The 16,773-nt window shown below is 57.5% G+C and carries 9 protein-coding genes; 7 read left to right on the top strand and 2 right to left on the bottom strand.

What is annotated here, in order from left to right; genetic code table 11:
* The first annotated feature begins 113 nt into the window (after positions 1–113).
* The 3 genes from ETAA8_RS14605 (at position 114) to ETAA8_RS14595 (ending at position 6,534) form a co-directional block, all read left to right on the top strand.
* Positions 114–2,678, top strand: a complete 2,565-nt coding sequence (locus ETAA8_RS14605; RefSeq protein ID WP_202921836.1) for a DUF1549 domain-containing protein — start codon at positions 114–116, stop codon at positions 2,676–2,678.
* A 47-nt stretch (positions 2,679–2,725) separates the two neighbouring features.
* Positions 2,726–4,048 carry a DUF1501 domain-containing protein gene (locus ETAA8_RS14600; RefSeq protein WP_145089420.1) on the top strand — a complete coding sequence of 441 codons (1,323 nt, stop codon included), beginning with the start codon at positions 2,726–2,728 and terminating at the stop codon, positions 4,046–4,048.
* Between the two features lie 128 nt (positions 4,049–4,176).
* A complete protein-coding gene (locus ETAA8_RS14595; RefSeq protein ID WP_145089417.1) occupies positions 4,177–6,534 on the top strand; it encodes a hypothetical protein in 2,358 nt (785 codons plus the stop codon).
* Between the two features lie 101 nt (positions 6,535–6,635).
* On the opposite strand, the gene acnA is transcribed toward ETAA8_RS14595, so the two are convergent.
* Complete coding sequence (acnA, locus tag ETAA8_RS14590) at positions 6,636–9,389, bottom strand: aconitate hydratase AcnA (protein ID WP_145089414.1); 2,754 nt, start codon at positions 9,387–9,389, stop codon at positions 6,636–6,638.
* 342 nt (positions 9,390–9,731) lie between these two features.
* Here acnA and ETAA8_RS14585 point away from each other — a divergent pair, with 342 nt between their 5' ends.
* The 3 genes from ETAA8_RS14585 to ETAA8_RS14575 all read left to right on the top strand — a co-directional run bounded on the left by ETAA8_RS14585 (position 9,732) and on the right by ETAA8_RS14575 (position 13,892).
* Positions 9,732–11,954: a glycoside hydrolase family 5 protein gene (locus tag ETAA8_RS14585; protein ID WP_145089411.1), complete on the top strand. Its 2,223-nt coding sequence runs from the start codon at positions 9,732–9,734 to the stop codon at positions 11,952–11,954.
* Between the two features lie 130 nt (positions 11,955–12,084).
* Positions 12,085–12,681 carry a thioredoxin family protein gene (locus ETAA8_RS14580; RefSeq protein ID WP_145089408.1) on the top strand — a complete coding sequence of 199 codons (597 nt, stop codon included), beginning with the start codon at positions 12,085–12,087 and terminating at the stop codon, positions 12,679–12,681.
* A 95-nt stretch (positions 12,682–12,776) separates the two neighbouring features.
* Positions 12,777–13,892: a Gfo/Idh/MocA family protein gene (locus ETAA8_RS14575; protein WP_145089405.1), complete on the top strand. Its 1,116-nt coding sequence runs from the start codon at positions 12,777–12,779 to the stop codon at positions 13,890–13,892.
* 26 nt (positions 13,893–13,918) lie between these two features.
* Here ETAA8_RS14575 and ETAA8_RS14570 read toward each other — a convergent pair whose 3' ends face one another.
* Positions 13,919–14,854, bottom strand: coding sequence for a histone deacetylase family protein (locus tag ETAA8_RS14570; RefSeq protein WP_145089402.1), 936 nt, complete (start codon positions 14,852–14,854; stop codon positions 13,919–13,921).
* Between the two features lie 278 nt (positions 14,855–15,132).
* On the opposite strand from ETAA8_RS14570, the gene ETAA8_RS14565 reads away from it, so the two are divergent.
* On the top strand, positions 15,133–16,614 hold the full coding sequence (locus ETAA8_RS14565) for a Kelch repeat-containing protein (RefSeq protein ID WP_145089399.1): 1,482 nt from the start codon (positions 15,133–15,135) through the stop codon (positions 16,612–16,614).
* Positions 16,615–16,773: the final 159 nt, after the last annotated feature.

Below are 16,773 nucleotides of genomic sequence, written 5' to 3'. Positions count from 1 at the left end.
TTGGGGCCGATATTTCTTGAGTCGTTCGATCCATCGTGCTAAGTTGATGCTTTGGTTTGGAGACCAAAACCCGCCTCTTCGTCCCCCCATAGCCCACCAGGACGAACCGTTTCATGCGTTTAGCCTTGCCTAACCTGCGAAGTTGGCTGCGGATGACCGCACCAGCCCTCGCGTTTTTTGCCGTGACGGCTGGCTTGTGCCAGCATCTGGCCGCAGCTGAAAAAATAACAGTTACCCCCGCGACCGCTGAACTCGATCAGCCCGAGGCGAGCCTGCAGTTGCTCGTGAGTCAGCCAACTGCCGACAAGCGAATCATCGACCTAACGCGCGTGGCGAAGTATCGCAGCGAAGATGAGAAGATCGCCCGCGTGGATGAGTTGGGGCTAATCACTCCGGTGACAGACGGGCAGACAAATGTGATCGTGGAACATCCAGACGGTACGACGAAAGTCCCGGTGACGATCAAGGGAATTAAGGATCCGACGCACCTTTCGTTTCCTCGGGACATCATCCCGATTCTTACCAAAGCCACTTGCAATATGGGCGGCTGCCACGGCAAGGCTGAAGGTCAGAACGGTTTCAAGTTGACGGTGTTTGGGTTCGACCCAAAGGCCGATCACGACGCCATCACCAAAGAAGGTCGCGGACGGCGGATTTCGCTGGCTTCGCCCGAACACAGTTTGCTACTGCGCAAGGCGCTGGCGAATGAGCCACATGGTGGCGGTCAACGGTTTGAGGAAGGAAGCATCCGTCATCGCCGGTTGGCCCGCTGGATCAGCGAAGGAGCCACTTACGGCAGCGAAGAAGCACCGACCTTGGTGAGGATCGAAGTCGAACCGACTGAGCAGGTGCTGCATGCCAAAGGGACGCAACAACTGCGGGTGTGGGCCATCGATAGCGATGGTTCGCGTCGTTGCGTCACGACCGAGGCGGAATACGAGTCGAATGCAGGGGTGATTGCCGGTGTCGATGGCCGTGGGTTTGTTCAGGCCTCTGAATTGGCTGGTGAAGCGGCGATTCTGGCCCGCTATTTGGGGCAAGTCACTGTTTGCCGCATCACGATTCCCCAGCCCGGGGTAACGTTCACTCGCCCGCCCGAAAACAACTTCATCGATCGGCTGGCCTGGGACAAGTTGCAACGCCTCGGTATCGAGCCGAGCGAAATGTGTGACGATGCGACGTTTCTGCGGCGAGCATTTCTCGACGTCATCGGCGTGCTTCCCACTGCTGCCGAAGCAAAAGCATTTCTGGCTGATCCAGCCCCAAACAAACGCTCGCTACTGGTTGATCGGCTACTTGATCGACCCGAATATGCAGATTACTGGACGATGCGTTTTAGCGACCTGCTGCGTGTCGATCAGTCGAAAATTACGCCTCAGGGAGCGGTCGCGATTACTCGCTGGCTACAGCGGCAATTCGTCGAGAATCGCCCTTACGATCAATTCGTTCGTGAACTGATCACTGCTAAAGGAAACGTCAAAGCCGAAGGCCCCGCCGCGTTCTACAAAGCGCTCGATACACCGGAGATCGCAGCACGGAATGTGAGTCAGGTATTTTTAGGAATTCGCCTCGAATGTGCTCAGTGCCACCATCATCCTTCTGATCGCTGGGGGCAGGAAGATTACTTTGCGATGGCGGGCATGTTTAGCGGCGTAAGTCGCAAGAAGACACCCGATGGCGGTGAAGCCATCGTGCCGATTGTCGCTAAGGACTTAAAGCATCCGCGGACCAACGAGTTCGTGCAAGCGCGTCCCTTAGGTGTCACGCCAAAGCCGCGGAAAGCACCCGAACCTGAACCGGTGCCAGAACCAGTCGTCGTCAAAGGCAAGGCCAGGCCCGCACCGAAGCCCAAAAAGGGATTCGTACCGGATACGGCAGTTAACGAAGCGGCCGATCCACGCGTAGAACTCGTGGACTGGATGACTGCGCCGGACAATCAGTACTTCTCTACGATGATGGCCAATCGCCTCTGGGCCCATTACTTTGGCCGCGGCCTGGTGGAGCCTATCGACGACTTACGGATCACCAACCCGGCTTCCAACGAACCGCTGTTGCTGGAGTTGTCTAAACATTTGCGCGACTGCAAGTACGACCTGAAGGCTTTTACGCGGACACTGCTCAACAGTCGGCTGTATCAATTGGCAACCACGACAACCCCCAGCAATGCGACAGATGAGCAAAACTTCTCGCATGCCGCGCACAAGGCATTGCCGGCTGAAGTTCTGCTGGATGCCATCGGTCAGGCCACCGGAACACCGGAAGTCTTCAACGGCTGGCCGGAAGGTCATCGAGCGGTGCAGATTTGGGACAACAAGTTGCCCTCGTACTTTTTTCGCATTTTTGGTCGTCCCGTGCGAGCCACGGTTTGCGAATGTGAGCGAAGTAACGAGCCGAGCATTTCGCAGGCACTGCACCTGATGAATTCGCCCGAGATCATGACGAAGATTCGCAACCGTTCGGGCAATGCGGCGACAGTCGCAAAGCAACCGCTGTCTGCCGCCGACACGCTCGACCAACTCTATCTCACCGTACTCGCCCGCTATCCTAAGCCGGGCGAGAAAGAGCAACTGCTGCCGATCCTTGTGGAGAGCCCCGACGAAGGGCCGGCGAGGCGCGAAGCCTGCGAAGACATCGTGTGGGTATTGCTCAACAGCAAAGAATTCTTGTTTAACCACTAACACTGCACATAGCTCAAGCCAACCAGTATCACGAAGGAAGGTGACTGATGTCTCGCTCATATTGCGATCGAGTTTCTCGGCGACAAGCGTTAAGACTCGGGTCGGTCGGTCTGATCGGCGGTTTGACGTTGCCCCGTCTGCTCGAACTCGAAGCGACTGCCGGCAATGGCAAAGAAGCTAAGGCAAAGTCGGTGATCTTCCTGTTTCTCGAGGGGGGGCCTAGCACCATCGACATGTGGGATCTCAAGCCCGAAGGGCCGGCGGAGATTCGTGGCCCTTATCAGCCTATTTCCACGAAAGTGCCGGGCACATTCGTGGGCGAACATTGCCCGCTCTCGGCGGCCATTGCCGATAAGTTCACGATCGTTCGGTCGCACAGCCACAAGGACAATGGCCACAGCACCGGCTATCACTATTGCATGACGGGCTACAAAGCGGCCTTTGCCGACGGTCAGGCCGGCGGTACCCCGAACAATCTTCTCTTTCCGTCCCTAGGGTCGATTGTCTCGCGCGAATTGGGTCCACGTGGCAATATTCCAACATACGTGAACCTGCCCGATCCCATGGAAGCAGGCGGACCTGGGTTTTATGGTCCTGCTCACGCTCCCTTCGTGCTCGAGACCGACCCCGTACAGCCCGACTTTGAAGTGCGTGATTTGCGTCTGCCGCCGGGCGTGTCCGAAGGCCGGATGGAGCGCCGTCGGAAAATGTTGGCCGCGGTCGAGCAGCAGAACAAGGCTCAGCAGAGCGGTCGGACGAATGTGATGAGCACGTATTATGAGAAGGCCTATTCAATGATCACCGCGCCCGACGCGCGCAAGGCCTTTGATATTTCGGCTGAAAGCGACAAAACACGCGAACGCTATGGCTATACATCGCTCGGCCAATGCGCGTTGCTCGCCCGCCGCCTGGTCGAAGCGGGTTCGCGGTTCGTCGGCGTCGATAACGGCAGTTGGGATACCCATTTTTCGCAGTTCCCCAGCTTGAAGGAAGACCTCATTCCCTCGGCCGATCGCGCCTTCAGCGCGCTGGTTACGGACCTGGACGAGCGCGGCATGCTGGAAAGCACGCTGGTGGTCATGATGGGCGAAATGGGACGCACACCTCAGATTAACGCCCGCGCCGGACGCGATCACTGGTCGATGACGCAAGCCATTTTGTGGGCCGGCGGTGGCGTGAAGCAAGGACAAGTGATCGGCGCGACCGATAACCGGTGCGCCTATCCCACGACCGAACCCTACGGCGTCGAAGATGTCATCTGCACGCTCTTCCACCAGATGGGGATCGACACGAACAAGACCTATTATACACCCCTCGGCCGGCCAGTCCCCATTGTGAATGGTGGTCGTGTCATTCCTGGTTTGGTCTAGTCTCTCAGTAGTCATCATGCTCCGCATGATGAAAAACCAGGTAGAGAACTACTCAGAAAACCTGACGGGCACTTGATAGCCGAACGCTTGTAATCTCGCGGAGCGAGATGACCACACTGGAGAGTCGAATGATCACCTTGCTCCTCATGCTTTCCGCCGTCGGCCAGGTTGCGGCAGCGAACATTCGCCCCCAAATCGGCTACGTCTATCCCACGGCGGGCAAAGCGGGGACAACAATCGAGGTTCAACTCGGGACCTACGACTGGACGACCGACATGCAGATCTTGCCGCTCGATCCGCGCGTGAAAATCGAAGTTACTGGCCCGGCTAGCGAACCGTTCCTTACTCCTCCTCCTTATTGGTTCGGCAATAAGGCCGGACAGGCTCAACCGCCATTGGCGCGAGAAGTACCCGCAAAGATCACACTGCCTGCTGGATTACCCCCGGGCGAGATTGCTTGGCGTGTGGCAAATGCCAACGGAGGATCCAACACAGGCAAATTCGTGATCAGCGACGTCAATGAAATCTTCGAGCCCGAGCAGCGCGAGAAGTTCATTGAATTACCTGCGCTCCCCGCAGCCGTATCAGGGCGAGTGTCGCGCATTACCGAGATCGACGAATATCGCTTTACTACACCCTCAGCGATTCAGCTCACTTGCCAGTTGAATGATCGACTCGGCCAGCCCTTCTCGGGCGTGCTGACGATTAAAGACTCAAATGGCCAAATTGTGGCTGACGGTGCCGACACGGTGGGCACCGGCGTGACTTTGCGATTTGTTTCGCAAGCGGGCATGACCTACACCGCTGCTGTGCGCGATGCAGAGTTCGCTGGCGATCGGGGATATGTTTATCGCCTCTCCATTCGCTCGGCGCCCGAAGTCATCACGACCATGCCTTTGGTACTCAAACGAGGTGAAACGCACGCGGTCAAGGTGATCGGCTGGGGACTGACCAAGCCGAGTCAACTCGAGACGATGTCGCAAGAAATCGCGATTGGCAACGATCCGACCAAGACGGAGCAGGTTGTTAGCATCAAGTCGCCGCTGGGTAGCACTGACGCCAAAGTTTATGGGGGTGATGCGACGGACCTCCTTGAGCCGGTTAGCAATGACGTTGCTCAGCGAAGTCTGACAATTCCGAGTGCTATTTCGGCGTCGTTCGACAAGATTGACGGTGTGAGCGGTATGCCGGTCGACCGCTATCGGTTTGAAGGCAAAATGGGGCAATTGATTCGCATCATCGCAGAGGTTGATCGTTTTCAGTCGACTGTAGATCCGGCCTTAGTCATCCTGAATGCAGACGGAAAAGAACTGCTGCGAAACGACGACCTACCCGGTTCGAACGACGCTCTGCTCGACTTCAAAGTGGCTACCGACGGCATTTACGAGCTCGTCGTCGGCGATGTCAGTGGAAACGAACCGAGCATCGCCAGCGTTTATCGCCTGACGGTTGCCGACGTCGAAACGTTGTTTGATTTTGACCTAACGCTGCCGGAAAAACTCGATATCCCCCTAGCCGGCAAAGCTGACCTGGTCGTGAAGGTAGACCGTCGCGGCACCTGGAAAGCCCCGGTGACTCTCAAGTTGGAAGGTCTGCCCGAAGGTGTCGTCCCTTCCGAAGTAATGGCACCAGCAGTAGCGAACACCATTCCAGCTGATAAGCCAGCGCTGAACATTACGCTTAACGTCGCCGAGACTGCTCCGGCGACGGCTGGGTATGTCACCGTGGTTGCCACCGCAACGGTTGGTGACAAGACAATCGAAAAACGCAGTTCGCCAGTATTGGTGACGAGCATCATCAAGACACGCGTCAAAGTGAAATCGACCGTGCAAGACGGCGGCCGTATCGTGAATCGCGGCACCACTTACCCGGCCGATGTCATCGTCGAGCGGCTCGATGGTTACGAAGGGCCGGTGACACTGCAAATGGCTGCAACCCAGCAGCGACAGCGCCGGGGGATTCGCGGCGGTTCGCTAACAGTTCCCGCTGGTGTCGAGCAGGTGCAGTACCCGATCTTCATGCCGGAATGGCTGGAGACGAGTCTTACCGCCCGCATGAACGTGATCGGTGTTACACCCGTGGCCGATGGTAAAGGTAACATTCGTCAAGTGACCGGCATCATGGATGGCTTCATTGTGATGTCGCTGGAAGGGGCACTGCTCAAGATCACTCACGAGCCGCTCGAGTACGTCGCGTCGCCCGGCGGCTCGATCGACATTCCGCTCAAAGTTTCGCGCACAGTGAAATTGCCCACATCAGCTGATGTTCTGCTCATGGGAAGCGGCGAAAAGAACGCTCCCCTAACCGCGGATGGATTGCACCTGGCTCCCAGCGAGGATCAATGCACGCTGAAGGTCAAGATTGCTCCGGATGCCAAGCTTGGCGTTCATCACGCCGTCATCCGCGCCACTGCGCTGCAAGACGGTAAGTGGCCTGCGATCAGCGAGACGACGGTGGGGATTTATGTAGAAGAAGCGCCGAAGTAATTGCTCGCATGTTAAACGGCCGAAATCTACTGATAGAGGCTACACATTTCGGAGCCTCTAACTAACTTTCTCATCGCGATAACTAGATTTCGGTTGAGTTCTTATTCCGCCATCAACTTCTTGACGACCGTCTGCAGAATGCCACCGTTGCGGTAGTAGTCGAGTTCGACGGGCGTATCGATGCGGACCGCGGCAGCAAAGGTCTTGCTGGTACCATCGGGCGAAGTCGCTTGCACACTGATTTGCGAACGAGGCGAGAGCGATTCATCGAGGCCGAGGATCTCGAAGGTTTCGTCACCGACGATGCCCAACGATTTCCAGGTCTGACCTTCGAGGAATTGCAGCGGCAACACACCCATGTTCACCAGGTTGCTGCGGTGAATCCGCTCGTAGCTGGCGGCAATCACTGCCCGCACACCCAGCAGGTTGGTTCCCTTGGCAGCCCAGTCGCGCGAGGAACCGGTGCCATACTCCGCACCGGCCAGAATAATGGTCGGCGTGCCCGTAGCGCGATACTTCATCGCCGCGTCATAGATGAACATGACCTGGCCCGCATCGGCATCAGCCACCGGTGGCTTGCCAGCGACGTGCCCGGCACCCAGGTACTTCGTCACGCCACCTTCGGTTCCAGGGGCGAGAAAGTTACGAATGCGAACGTTGGCGAATGTGCCGCGGACCATCACGCGGTCGTTACCGCGGCGCGCACCGTAGCTGTTAAAGTCGACAGGCTCGACGCCTCGTTCCATCAAGAACTTTCCAGCGGGGCTGTTCTTGGCAATGTTGCCCGCAGGAGAAATGTGGTCGGTCGTCACGCTGTCACCAAGCATGGCTAGTACGCGAGCACCCCTTATCGGCCGCACCACAGTCGCGTTGGCACTGAACTCATCCAGGAAGGGCGGCTCTTGAATGTAGGTGCTGTCGCCATTCCAGTTATAGAGTGCCCCTTCGGCAACGTTGATCGCATTCCACATGTTGTTGCCATCGAACGCACGGGCATAACGGCTGGAAAACATTTCGGGCTGAACGAAGTCGGCAATTGCCTGGCGAACTTCGGCATGCGTGGGCCAGATGTCCTTGAGCATCACCGGCCCGCTGGTCCCTTCGCCGATCGGTTCGTTGATCAGGTCGATATCAGTGGTTCCCGCCAAGGCATAAGCGACTACGAGGGGCGGGCTAGCGAGGAAATTCGCTTTCACCAGCGGATTCACGCGGCCTTCGAAATTGCGATTGCCACTGATTACCGCCGAGGCGACAAGATCGCCTTCTTGCACGGCGGCAGCGACGTTATCTGGCAGCGGTCCGCTGTTGCCGATGCAAGTCGTGCAACCATAGCCGACGGTTTGGAAACCGAGCGTATCGAGCGCCTGGCTAACGCCCGCGCGATCGAAATAGTCTGTTACCACCCGAGATCCCGGGGCAAGGCTCGTCTTCACATAGCTAGGAACCTTCAGCCCCTTTGCCACAGCCTTTTTCGCGAGCAAGCCAGCGGCGAGCATCACGCTCGGGTTGCTGGTGTTCGTACAACTGGTAATGGCGGCGATCACGACGGCCCCGTGGCCGATCGTTTCGCTGTGACCGTTCGTCTGCACTGTCCCCTTGCGATTCAACGCGGCTTCATCAAGCTGAAAACCTCGTTCGGCAACGGGGGCCTTGAGGGACTTTTGCCAATTCGACTTCATGCTGGCGAGTGACACGCGGTCTTGCGGCCGCTTCGGTCCAGCCAGCGAAGGTTCGACCGTGCCGAGATCGAGCGAAACCTTCTTCGTGTAATTCAGTTCGGCCGAACCGGGGGCGTTAAACAGCCCTTGTTCCTTGCAATATCGTTCGACCAGCGAAACTTCTTCGGCGGTCCGTCCGGTCCGTTGCAGGAATGACAGCGTTTCGTCGTCGATAGGGAAGAAGCCCATCGTGGCGCCGTATTCGGGGGCCATGTTGGCGATGGTCGCCCGATCGGCCAGGGACATCTTGCGGGCACCGCTGCCGTAGAACTCGACGAACTTATCGACCACGCCCACCTTGCGCAATTGCTGCGTAACGGTGAGGACGAGATCGGTAGCTGTTACGCCAGGTTGCAATTCGCCGGTCAATTCAAAGCCAATAACTTCCGGCAACAGCATATAGAGCGGCTGGCCGAGCATCACTGCTTCCGCTTCGATGCCACCCACGCCCCAGCCGAGTACACCGAGGCCATTAATCATGGTCGTATGGCTGTCGGTGCCGACGAGCGAATCGGGCAGGGCGACGGGGCCCTTCTTATCGCTGCGGATGAATACGCCCTTGGCCAGGTATTCCAGATTCACCTGGTGAACGATGCCGACATCTGGCGGCACGACGCGGAAATTATTGAAGGCCCGTTGGCCCCAGCGAAGGAACTCGTACCGCTCGCGATTCCGCTTGAATTCCAGGTCGACGTTTTGCCCCAGAGACTGCGACGTACCGAAGAAATCGACCTGCACGCTGTGATCGATCACCAGGTCGACGGGAATCAGCGGATTGATTTTCTTCGGGTCGCCACCCAGTCGCTGCATGGCGGAACGCATGGCTGCCAGATCGACGACACACGGCACGCCGGTGAAGTCTTGCAGCACCACGCGAGACGGCATGAACGGAATTTCACGCTTGGCCGGTTCGGCGGCGTTCCAACTGGCCAGAGCCTTCACATCGTCTTCGGTCACGATGTAGCCGTCGCAGTTTCGCAGGGCTGCTTCCAGCAGAATGCGAATCGAAAACGGCAGCTTGCTCACGGCGCCCAGGCCCAACTGTTCGAGCTTGCTGAGGCGATAGATGCCGGCTTCGCCGCTGCCGGTCGAGAAAGTGTCGCGAGAACCAAACGGATCGAAGACGGTGTTGGTCATGGCCTTGCTGGTGGGTGGAAGCCTGCCGGATGGAATACTGCCCAGATCGCAAAATCACGATCGCAGTAACGCGGTATCGCCCCGCATGTTGCTGCCGCGATTGTAGCAATTCGCTTACGGCTTGTAACGTGGACAACACGTACCGAATTTGCCACTGTTCGGTTGTGCCGCGGTGGTTCAGCAATCAATCTGAACTGACACCCAGTTCTAGCTGCAAAAGCGTTTGGCTCACGACAATCCGGCGAATCGTGGTATAAAAAGACCCTAGCGTCATTTCGCCCCTGGCCAGCCTGACAAGCCAGTTTGGCGGGACGAAATGCCCGGACTCCAAGGAATTCAACCGTGCGTACCTCTCTCCTCATTACTTTTCTATTTACTCTTCTGGCGGCCAGCACTTACGCCGCGGATTCGCCCGCCAAGCCGCTGGTGGCCAATAGCGGCTTCGAAGTTGACGCCGACGGAGACAAGTGGCCCGATCAGTGGACCAAGCAGAAACAGGGCGTTACCTGGGAGCAGGAAGGGGAGAATCATTTCTTGCGACTGGTTTCGTCCAAACCGGGCGAAATGGTGATGGTCTATCACCAGGTTCGCTTGCCGGCCGACGTTCGCGCAGTGACTCTCTCCTGGAAACAACGGATCAGCAATCTCAAGCCGGGCAAGCAGCCCTGGTTCGATGCCCGCCTACTGCTCGAGTTCAAAGATGCCGAAGGGAATAAACTCGCTGGCAGCCCCAGTGCTCCCTATGCCCGCAAGAACACTGACGGCTGGGTCGATCGCAGCACCAGCTTTCTGGTGCCGGAAGGGGCTCACTTGCTGGAATTCATGCCTTCGTTGTTTCAAGTCGAGGCCGGCATGCTCGATTTGGATGACGTAACCCTCGTTGCTGCCGATCCCGCTCCGCTCCAAGAAGCTGCCAAGGCTGCCGCAGCCGCCGCGAAGGAAAAGCAAGAGAAGAACGCTGCCGGCCGCCGCGCCAAGGCAGCGGCCGTGCTGGAAAAAGAAGGTTCCATCATTGCCAACGGCAGCTTTCAGACGGACGCCAAAGTGGGCGGGGTTCCCGATCAATGGGGCAAAGGAAAGCCGGGCGGCGATTGGGAAGTAGAAAACAGTAACCGCTTTCTCCGGCTGAAGTCGTTGGAAAAAGGCAAAACTGTGATGCTGTATCGCGAGATCGACATCCCCGCCGGTGTCGAGGCGATCGAATTCACCTGGCGTCAACGCATTACCGACCTCAAGCCCGGCAAAGAATCGTACTTCGATGCCCGGATCATGATGGAATTCAAAGATGCCGCCGGCAAGAAGATCGGCAAGCCTTCGCCTCCTTATGCCCGCAGCAACACCGAAGGCTGGGTCGAAAAGAAAGTGCAGTTCCTAGTTCCCCCCGCGGCCCTGTCGCTGGAATTCATGCCCTCGCTCTTCCAAGTCGAACGCGGAACCTACGATCTTGACGACCTGAAAATGAAGCCCGTCCCTGCGGCCGAACTCCTTGCGGCGGCCGCAGCCGCTGCGGCCATGGAGAAAGCTGCGCAAGTTCCCGCCGAAGAACCCAACAAAGCCAAGTGGCCGCTGGAGACTCACGTCGAAGGGAACAAGATCGTCGATTCCCAAGGGAAGCACGTTTGGCTGCAGGGCGTGAACGTCGTCAGCTTGGAGTTTTCGATCAAGGGCGAGAAGGTCATGAAGTCGGCCCTCGTCGCGGTCGACGAGTGGAAATCGAATTGCATCCGCCTGCCCGTGAAAGAGGAATACTGGTACGGCCGCGCTGCAGGGCAAAAAGACGGTGGCAAGTCGTATCGTGAATTGGTTGACCAGGTAATCACACTCGTGGCCAATCGCGGCGCGTATGTCGCGCTCGATCTGCATCGCTTCCGCGCTCCGAACGATCTGCACGTGGAATTCTGGAAGGACGCAGCGACCGTTTATAAGAATCATCCCGCCGTGCTATTCGATCTGTTCAACGAGCCTCACGGCATCTCGTGGGAAGTCTGGCAGAAGGGCGGCTTTGTCGAAGAAAAGAAGAAGCCCGCCGATGAAGACAACTTCCTCACGCCCGAAGAAAAAGCCAAAGCCAAAAACGGTTTTGAATCGCCCGGCATGCAAAAGCTGATCGATACCGTGCGCGCGACCGGTGCCCGCAATATTGTCATCTGCGGAGGGCTCGACTGGGCCTACGACCTGTCGGGCATCGCCAACGGCCACGAACTTTCCGACACCAGCGGCAATGGCATCGTCTACTCGACGCACATCTATCCCTGGAAACGGGACTGGGAAAACAAGGTGATGAAAGTCGCTGCCAAGCATCCAATTTTCATTGGCGAGGTCGGTGCCGACATCAACAAGATGTCGTTCATTCCCGCCGAAGCCCAGGAAGACCCTTACACCTGGGTTCCCGACATGCTCGGCCTGATTCAAAAGCACAAGCTGAACTGGACCGGCTTCTCGTTCCATCCCAAGGCGACACCCATCCTCATCAGCGATTGGAATTTCACCCCTACACCGTTCTGGGGCAAGTTCGCAAAGGACGCACTGTCGGGCAAGCAGTTTGAATTGAAGAAGCAGCGGTAGGGATCACGATCCGTCTGGGGGCGGGAGTCTTTGGCGAAGATCGATTCAGCCAAGTAGAACGTCTTCATTCGCCAAAGACTCCCGACCCCGGCCAAGTTAACATCAGGAAGCTTTTCGAAGGAGATACACCATGGTCAAAACCGCCAGCACGATGCGACAACTGGGCACGCCCGCGCCGGACTTCTCGCTGCTTAATGTCGACGGACGAACTGTTTCGCTCAGCGATTTCAAAGGTCAGCCTGGATTGCTCGTGATCTTCATGTGCAACCATTGTCCGTTCGTGAAGCATGTTGCTCCCGAACTGGCACGCCTGGCCATGGACTACATGCCGCGCGGGATCGCGGTCGTCGGCATCAATTCGAACGACACTTCGAAGCATCCCGAAGACTCACCCGAGCAGATGGTTCACGAAGCCGAACAGCGCGGCTATGTGTTCCCCTATTTGTTCGACGAAGATCAAACCGCCGCGCAGGCTTATCACGCGGCGTGTACGCCGGATTTCTTCCTATTCGATGGCGAGCAAAAGCTCTATTATCGCGGCCAACTCGATCCCTCCCGCCCCAAGGCTGGTGATGTTCCCGACGGTCGCGACCTCCGCGCTGCCATGGACGCTCTGCTCGCCGGCAAACCCGCGCCGGAGAAACAAATCCCGAGTCTCGGCTGCAACATCAAATGGAAAGAAGGGAACGAACCGGCTTACTTCGATCCAGCGGGAGTGAAGATGTAGTCGTGTAGGTCACATCCGCTGGATGTGACCTTGATTTGCGAATCAACGCGTTGCGAACATCAAGGTTACATCCAGCGGATGTAACCTACAAATTTATGACCACTCTCCTGCCGCTCGATTATCTGCCGAGGTTGCCCAAGCATCGCGATGCGCCGATTGGCTGCATCGGCAGCGGGTTCATCATGGCGGACTGTCATCTGGTGGCCTATCGCAAATCGGGCTTCAATCCGGTAGCGATAGCTTCGCGCACACCGGCCCACGCTCAACGAGTCGCCGAGCGGCATTCGCTCACCGCGTTCGATACGTATCAAGAGATGCTCGCCAGCGGCAAGGTGGAAGTGGTCGATATCGCGGTGCCGCCCGATACGCAAATCGATGTGATCCGCAACGTCTGCAAGTTTAAGAAGCATGTGCGGGGGATACTCGCGCAGAAGCCGCTGGGCGGCAGCCTGGCGGAAGCGAAAGAGATTGTGCAGATGTGCCGCCGCGCGGGAATCACGTTGGCGGTGAATCAGAACATGCGCTACGACCATTCCATGCGGGCCCTTAAGTGCCTATTGGAGCGCGGCACGCTTGGCGAACCGGTACTGGCAACGATCGACATGCGGGCGATTCCCCACTGGATGCCTTGGCAACAACGGCAAGGTTGGGTCACGTTGCGGATCATGTCGATCCATCATCTCGATTCGTTTCGGATGCTTTTCGGCGATCCCGAACGTGTCTTCTGCAGCACGCGCCCCGATCCCCGCACGGCAAAGAAGTTTGCCCATACCGACGGCATCTGTCTCTACATTCTTGAGTATGCCAACGGCCTGCGGGCGATGGCCTGCGACGATGTCTGGGCTGGGCCGGCGCTCGAAGGGGCCGAGAAAGACATTGGGATTCGCTGGCGAGTCGAAGGAACCGAAGGGCTGGCCCGCGGCACGATCGGTTGGCCTGACTACCCACATCCAACGCCCAGCACGCTCGACTACACCACCACCCATCAGCCCGGCTATTGGCTGCAACCGCGCTGGAAGGAAGTCTGGTTTCCCGACGCGTTTGCCGGCACCATGGCCCAGTTGCTCTGCGCACTAGAAGACAAAGCTGAACCAGAAATCAGCGGGCAGGACAATCTCAAGACGATGGCGCTCGTCGATGCGTGTTATCTATCCGCCAAGGAGCACCGGGCGGTGACTATGAAGGAAATTCTGCGAGGCAGGGCGTCCTAAGTACGAGGCGGGAGTTTTTTCGACCCCTAACTCTTCTTTAGCAACTCATCGAGATGGACTTCCAACGACTCGGCCAAACGCTGCGGCTGATAGCCCCCTTCGAGCGCGCTCACAATTCTCCCCTTGGCATGTGCATCGGCCACGCGCTGGACGATCTTCGTCAGCTCACGAAAATCCTCGGTTTCCAGTTCTAGCGAACCTATCGGATCGCGCACGTGAGCATCGAAGCCAGCGCTAATCAGCACCAACTGCGGCTTGGTCTTCTCGGCAAATGATTCCAGTTCCTTCGCGAACTGGCTGAGGATCTTTTCACGCGGCGTACCAAAAGCGACGGGCACATTTTTGGTATGCCCCAGTCCGCGTCCGCTGCCCGTTTCGTCCTTGTCACCTGTGCCGGGATAGAACGGCCAGCGATGCATCGAGAAGAACGAAACCTGCTCATCGGTGTAGAACACGTCTTGCGTACCGTTGCCGTGATGCACGTCCCAATCGACGATCAGCACGCGGTCCAGTTCGTGCTCGGCAATGGCGCACTTGGCCGCGACGGCAATGTTATTCAGCAGGCAAAACCCCATCGCACTTTTTTCCAGCGCATGATGACCGGGCGGCCTCACCAGACACATAGCCGACTTGTCTTCCCCTTTCACGACAGCTTTTACGGCTGCACAAACGGCCCCGGCAGCCTGATGGGCGACCGAAAAGCTCTCAGGGCTCATGACGGTGTCGGCTTCGATTCGCCCTCCGCCGCTAGCCGCGAACTTTTCCAACTCCGCGACATACGCCTTGGTATGAATCCGCTCGATCTGTTCGGCAGTCGCGGGCTTCCATTCTGCAGTCTTGCACCGTTCGTACATGCCGACTTGCTTGAAATGCCGGTCGATCGTCGCCAGTCGTTCGGGTTTCTCCGGATGTGCTCCCGTCTTATGCGTTTGAAACAGCGGGCTGTGGTAAAGGAGGGTCATCGTGGCTCCTGAAGTCGGGAGATGCGTGATGAGGCGGATTCAATTAGATGCGGGAGATGTAAGGAGATGGGTGGGGGACGAGAATCAGGCAGACAGGATCGTCATTCGATTTTATCGGGCGACATTCGTATCTCATGTCTTAACCTTCTTTGGTTCTCTCGCGCACTTCGTCCCGCGCCTCCCGCCACTTATTTTTCAATCGCAAATTTGGCTTTTAGACGGCGACATTGTTATGCTAAACGCTCCCACCCTATCCCTTCCAGCCTGGAGACGTTTCGATGCGTCGATTGTCGATGTGTTCATACCTCGTTCGCTCGCTCAGTTGGCTCGCCCCACTAGCGATGCTCGCTTTCACAACCGCCCTCCTAATCAATTCGCCAGTCTGGTCCCAAGAGGACGCTCCCAAAAATAAGAAGAAGGGCGAAGCAAAGGCGGAGGCCAAAACCGAAAGGAAGAAGAAAGCCGAACCTAAACCCAAGCCGAAAGCTGAGCTCAAGGTTGAACTCGAATATCCCCCCAAACTGCCCGGCGGCCAGGAAATTGTCACCGACACTTCCCCAGAATTCCTGAAACCCTTGAAAGAACTGCCGGAAGGCGTAGAGATTGCCAAGACGCCGCCGACGATCGATTTTGCGTATCTGCCAGAGCAAACTTATGCCGCTCGCCCTTGGTCGAATTGGGGCGAAAGCGTGGTGCACGATGGCAAGTATTACTGCGGTTACGGCGACCACCTGGCTCCGCAAGGAAATGGGTTCGTCGTTGAATACGACCCCTCCACCAAGAAATTCCGCACACTCATCAATACGAAGAAGCTGTTGAACATGCCGGAAGGGCACTACGCTCCCGGCAAAATTCATAGCCGTCTCGGCGTCGGCAAAGATGGCTGGCTCTACTGCACCACGCACCGCGGTTCGACCACCATCACCACCGATCAATACCATTACAAGGGTGACTGGATCATCCGCGCTAACCCCGCCACCGGGGTGCAAGAAGTTGTCCAGGCCGCTCCGGTTGAAAAGCATTGCTTGCCCTGTGCTCACCTCGACCCTGACCGACTCATTATCTACGGAGGCAGTGCCCCGGGCAGCAAAACGGATACACGCGGCATTCAGTTCTGGGCCTATGACCTGGCCAATCGCAAGATGATCTACTCGGGTCCCGATGGCCCAGCTCGCGCGATGATGGTCTCGAAGTCGACTGGCAATGTGTATTTCGTTCCAGGTGCCGGCAACGAACCGCTGATGCGCTTCAATCCCAAGTCGGGCAAGGCTCCCGAGAAAATCGAAGGCTCGCTCGGCATTCGCGCTGCCAGCGACGAAACCCCACAAGGGAAGATCTATTGCGCTTCGCAAGCGGGCTCATCGGTCGGCGGGTGCGAACTGTATGAGTTCGACACCAAAACCGAAAAGATCCGCTCGCTGGGATTGGCTTCTGTCGGCACCGAGCATTACGTTGCCGCACTCTCGGCCGAGGCCACTGGCAAGTACATCTATTATGCTCCTGGCGCTCACGGTGGCGGCTATCGCGATGGCTCGCCCGTCGTGCAATTCAACACTCACACCGGCAAGCGCAAGGTCATTGCGTTCCTCCATCCTTTCTATCAAGCGAAGTACGGTGTGGCCGTTCATGGCACCTATGCAGTATCGGTCACTCCCGATGGAAGTCAGGTCTTCATCTGTTGGAATGCCGCCCGCGGTACCAAGGGGTGGGATACAGTGGCTTTGACTTCGATCAAGATTCCCGCCAGCGAACGGGAATGATTCCGCCGTTAAGGATTTGATAAGAATACCATTCTCCGCTGGCTATCTGCCGGCCAGCGGATTGCCAAGGCTCACAGCTGGCAGGCAACTGCCAGCTGAAAACTCCCTGCAGAGCCAATTTTCGTCACCTGCCCCCATTTTCGCCCTGCCCGTCGGGGG

The sequence above is a fragment of the Anatilimnocola aggregata genome (assembly GCF_007747655.1).
Classification (GTDB): Bacteria; Planctomycetota; Planctomycetia; order Pirellulales; family Pirellulaceae; genus Anatilimnocola; species Anatilimnocola aggregata.
The sequence above is the reverse complement of the archived record's forward strand: the minus strand, read 5'-3'. Positions and strand labels throughout refer to the sequence as shown.

What these genes read in the sequence shown, in the direction of transcription:
- ETAA8_RS14605 (WP_202921836.1), top strand. Translation starts at nt 114, where the DNA reads ATGCGTTTAGCCTTGCCTAACCTGCGAAGTTGGCTGCGGATGACCGCA.
- ETAA8_RS14600 (WP_145089420.1), top strand. Translation starts at nt 2,726, where the DNA reads ATGTCTCGCTCATATTGCGATCGAGTTTCTCGGCGACAAGCGTTAAGA.
- ETAA8_RS14565 (WP_145089399.1), top strand. Translation starts at nt 15,133, where the DNA reads ATGCGTCGATTGTCGATGTGTTCATACCTCGTTCGCTCGCTCAGTTGG.
- ETAA8_RS14575 (WP_145089405.1), top strand. Translation starts at nt 12,777, where the DNA reads ATGACCACTCTCCTGCCGCTCGATTATCTGCCGAGGTTGCCCAAGCAT.
- ETAA8_RS14580 (WP_145089408.1), top strand. Translation starts at nt 12,085, where the DNA reads ATGGTCAAAACCGCCAGCACGATGCGACAACTGGGCACGCCCGCGCCG.
- ETAA8_RS14595 (WP_145089417.1), top strand. Translation starts at nt 4,177, where the DNA reads ATGATCACCTTGCTCCTCATGCTTTCCGCCGTCGGCCAGGTTGCGGCA.
- acnA (WP_145089414.1), bottom strand. Translation starts at nt 9,389, where the DNA reads ATGACCAACACCGTCTTCGATCCGTTTGGTTCTCGCGACACTTTCTCG.
- ETAA8_RS14570 (WP_145089402.1), bottom strand. Translation starts at nt 14,854, where the DNA reads ATGACCCTCCTTTACCACAGCCCGCTGTTTCAAACGCATAAGACGGGA.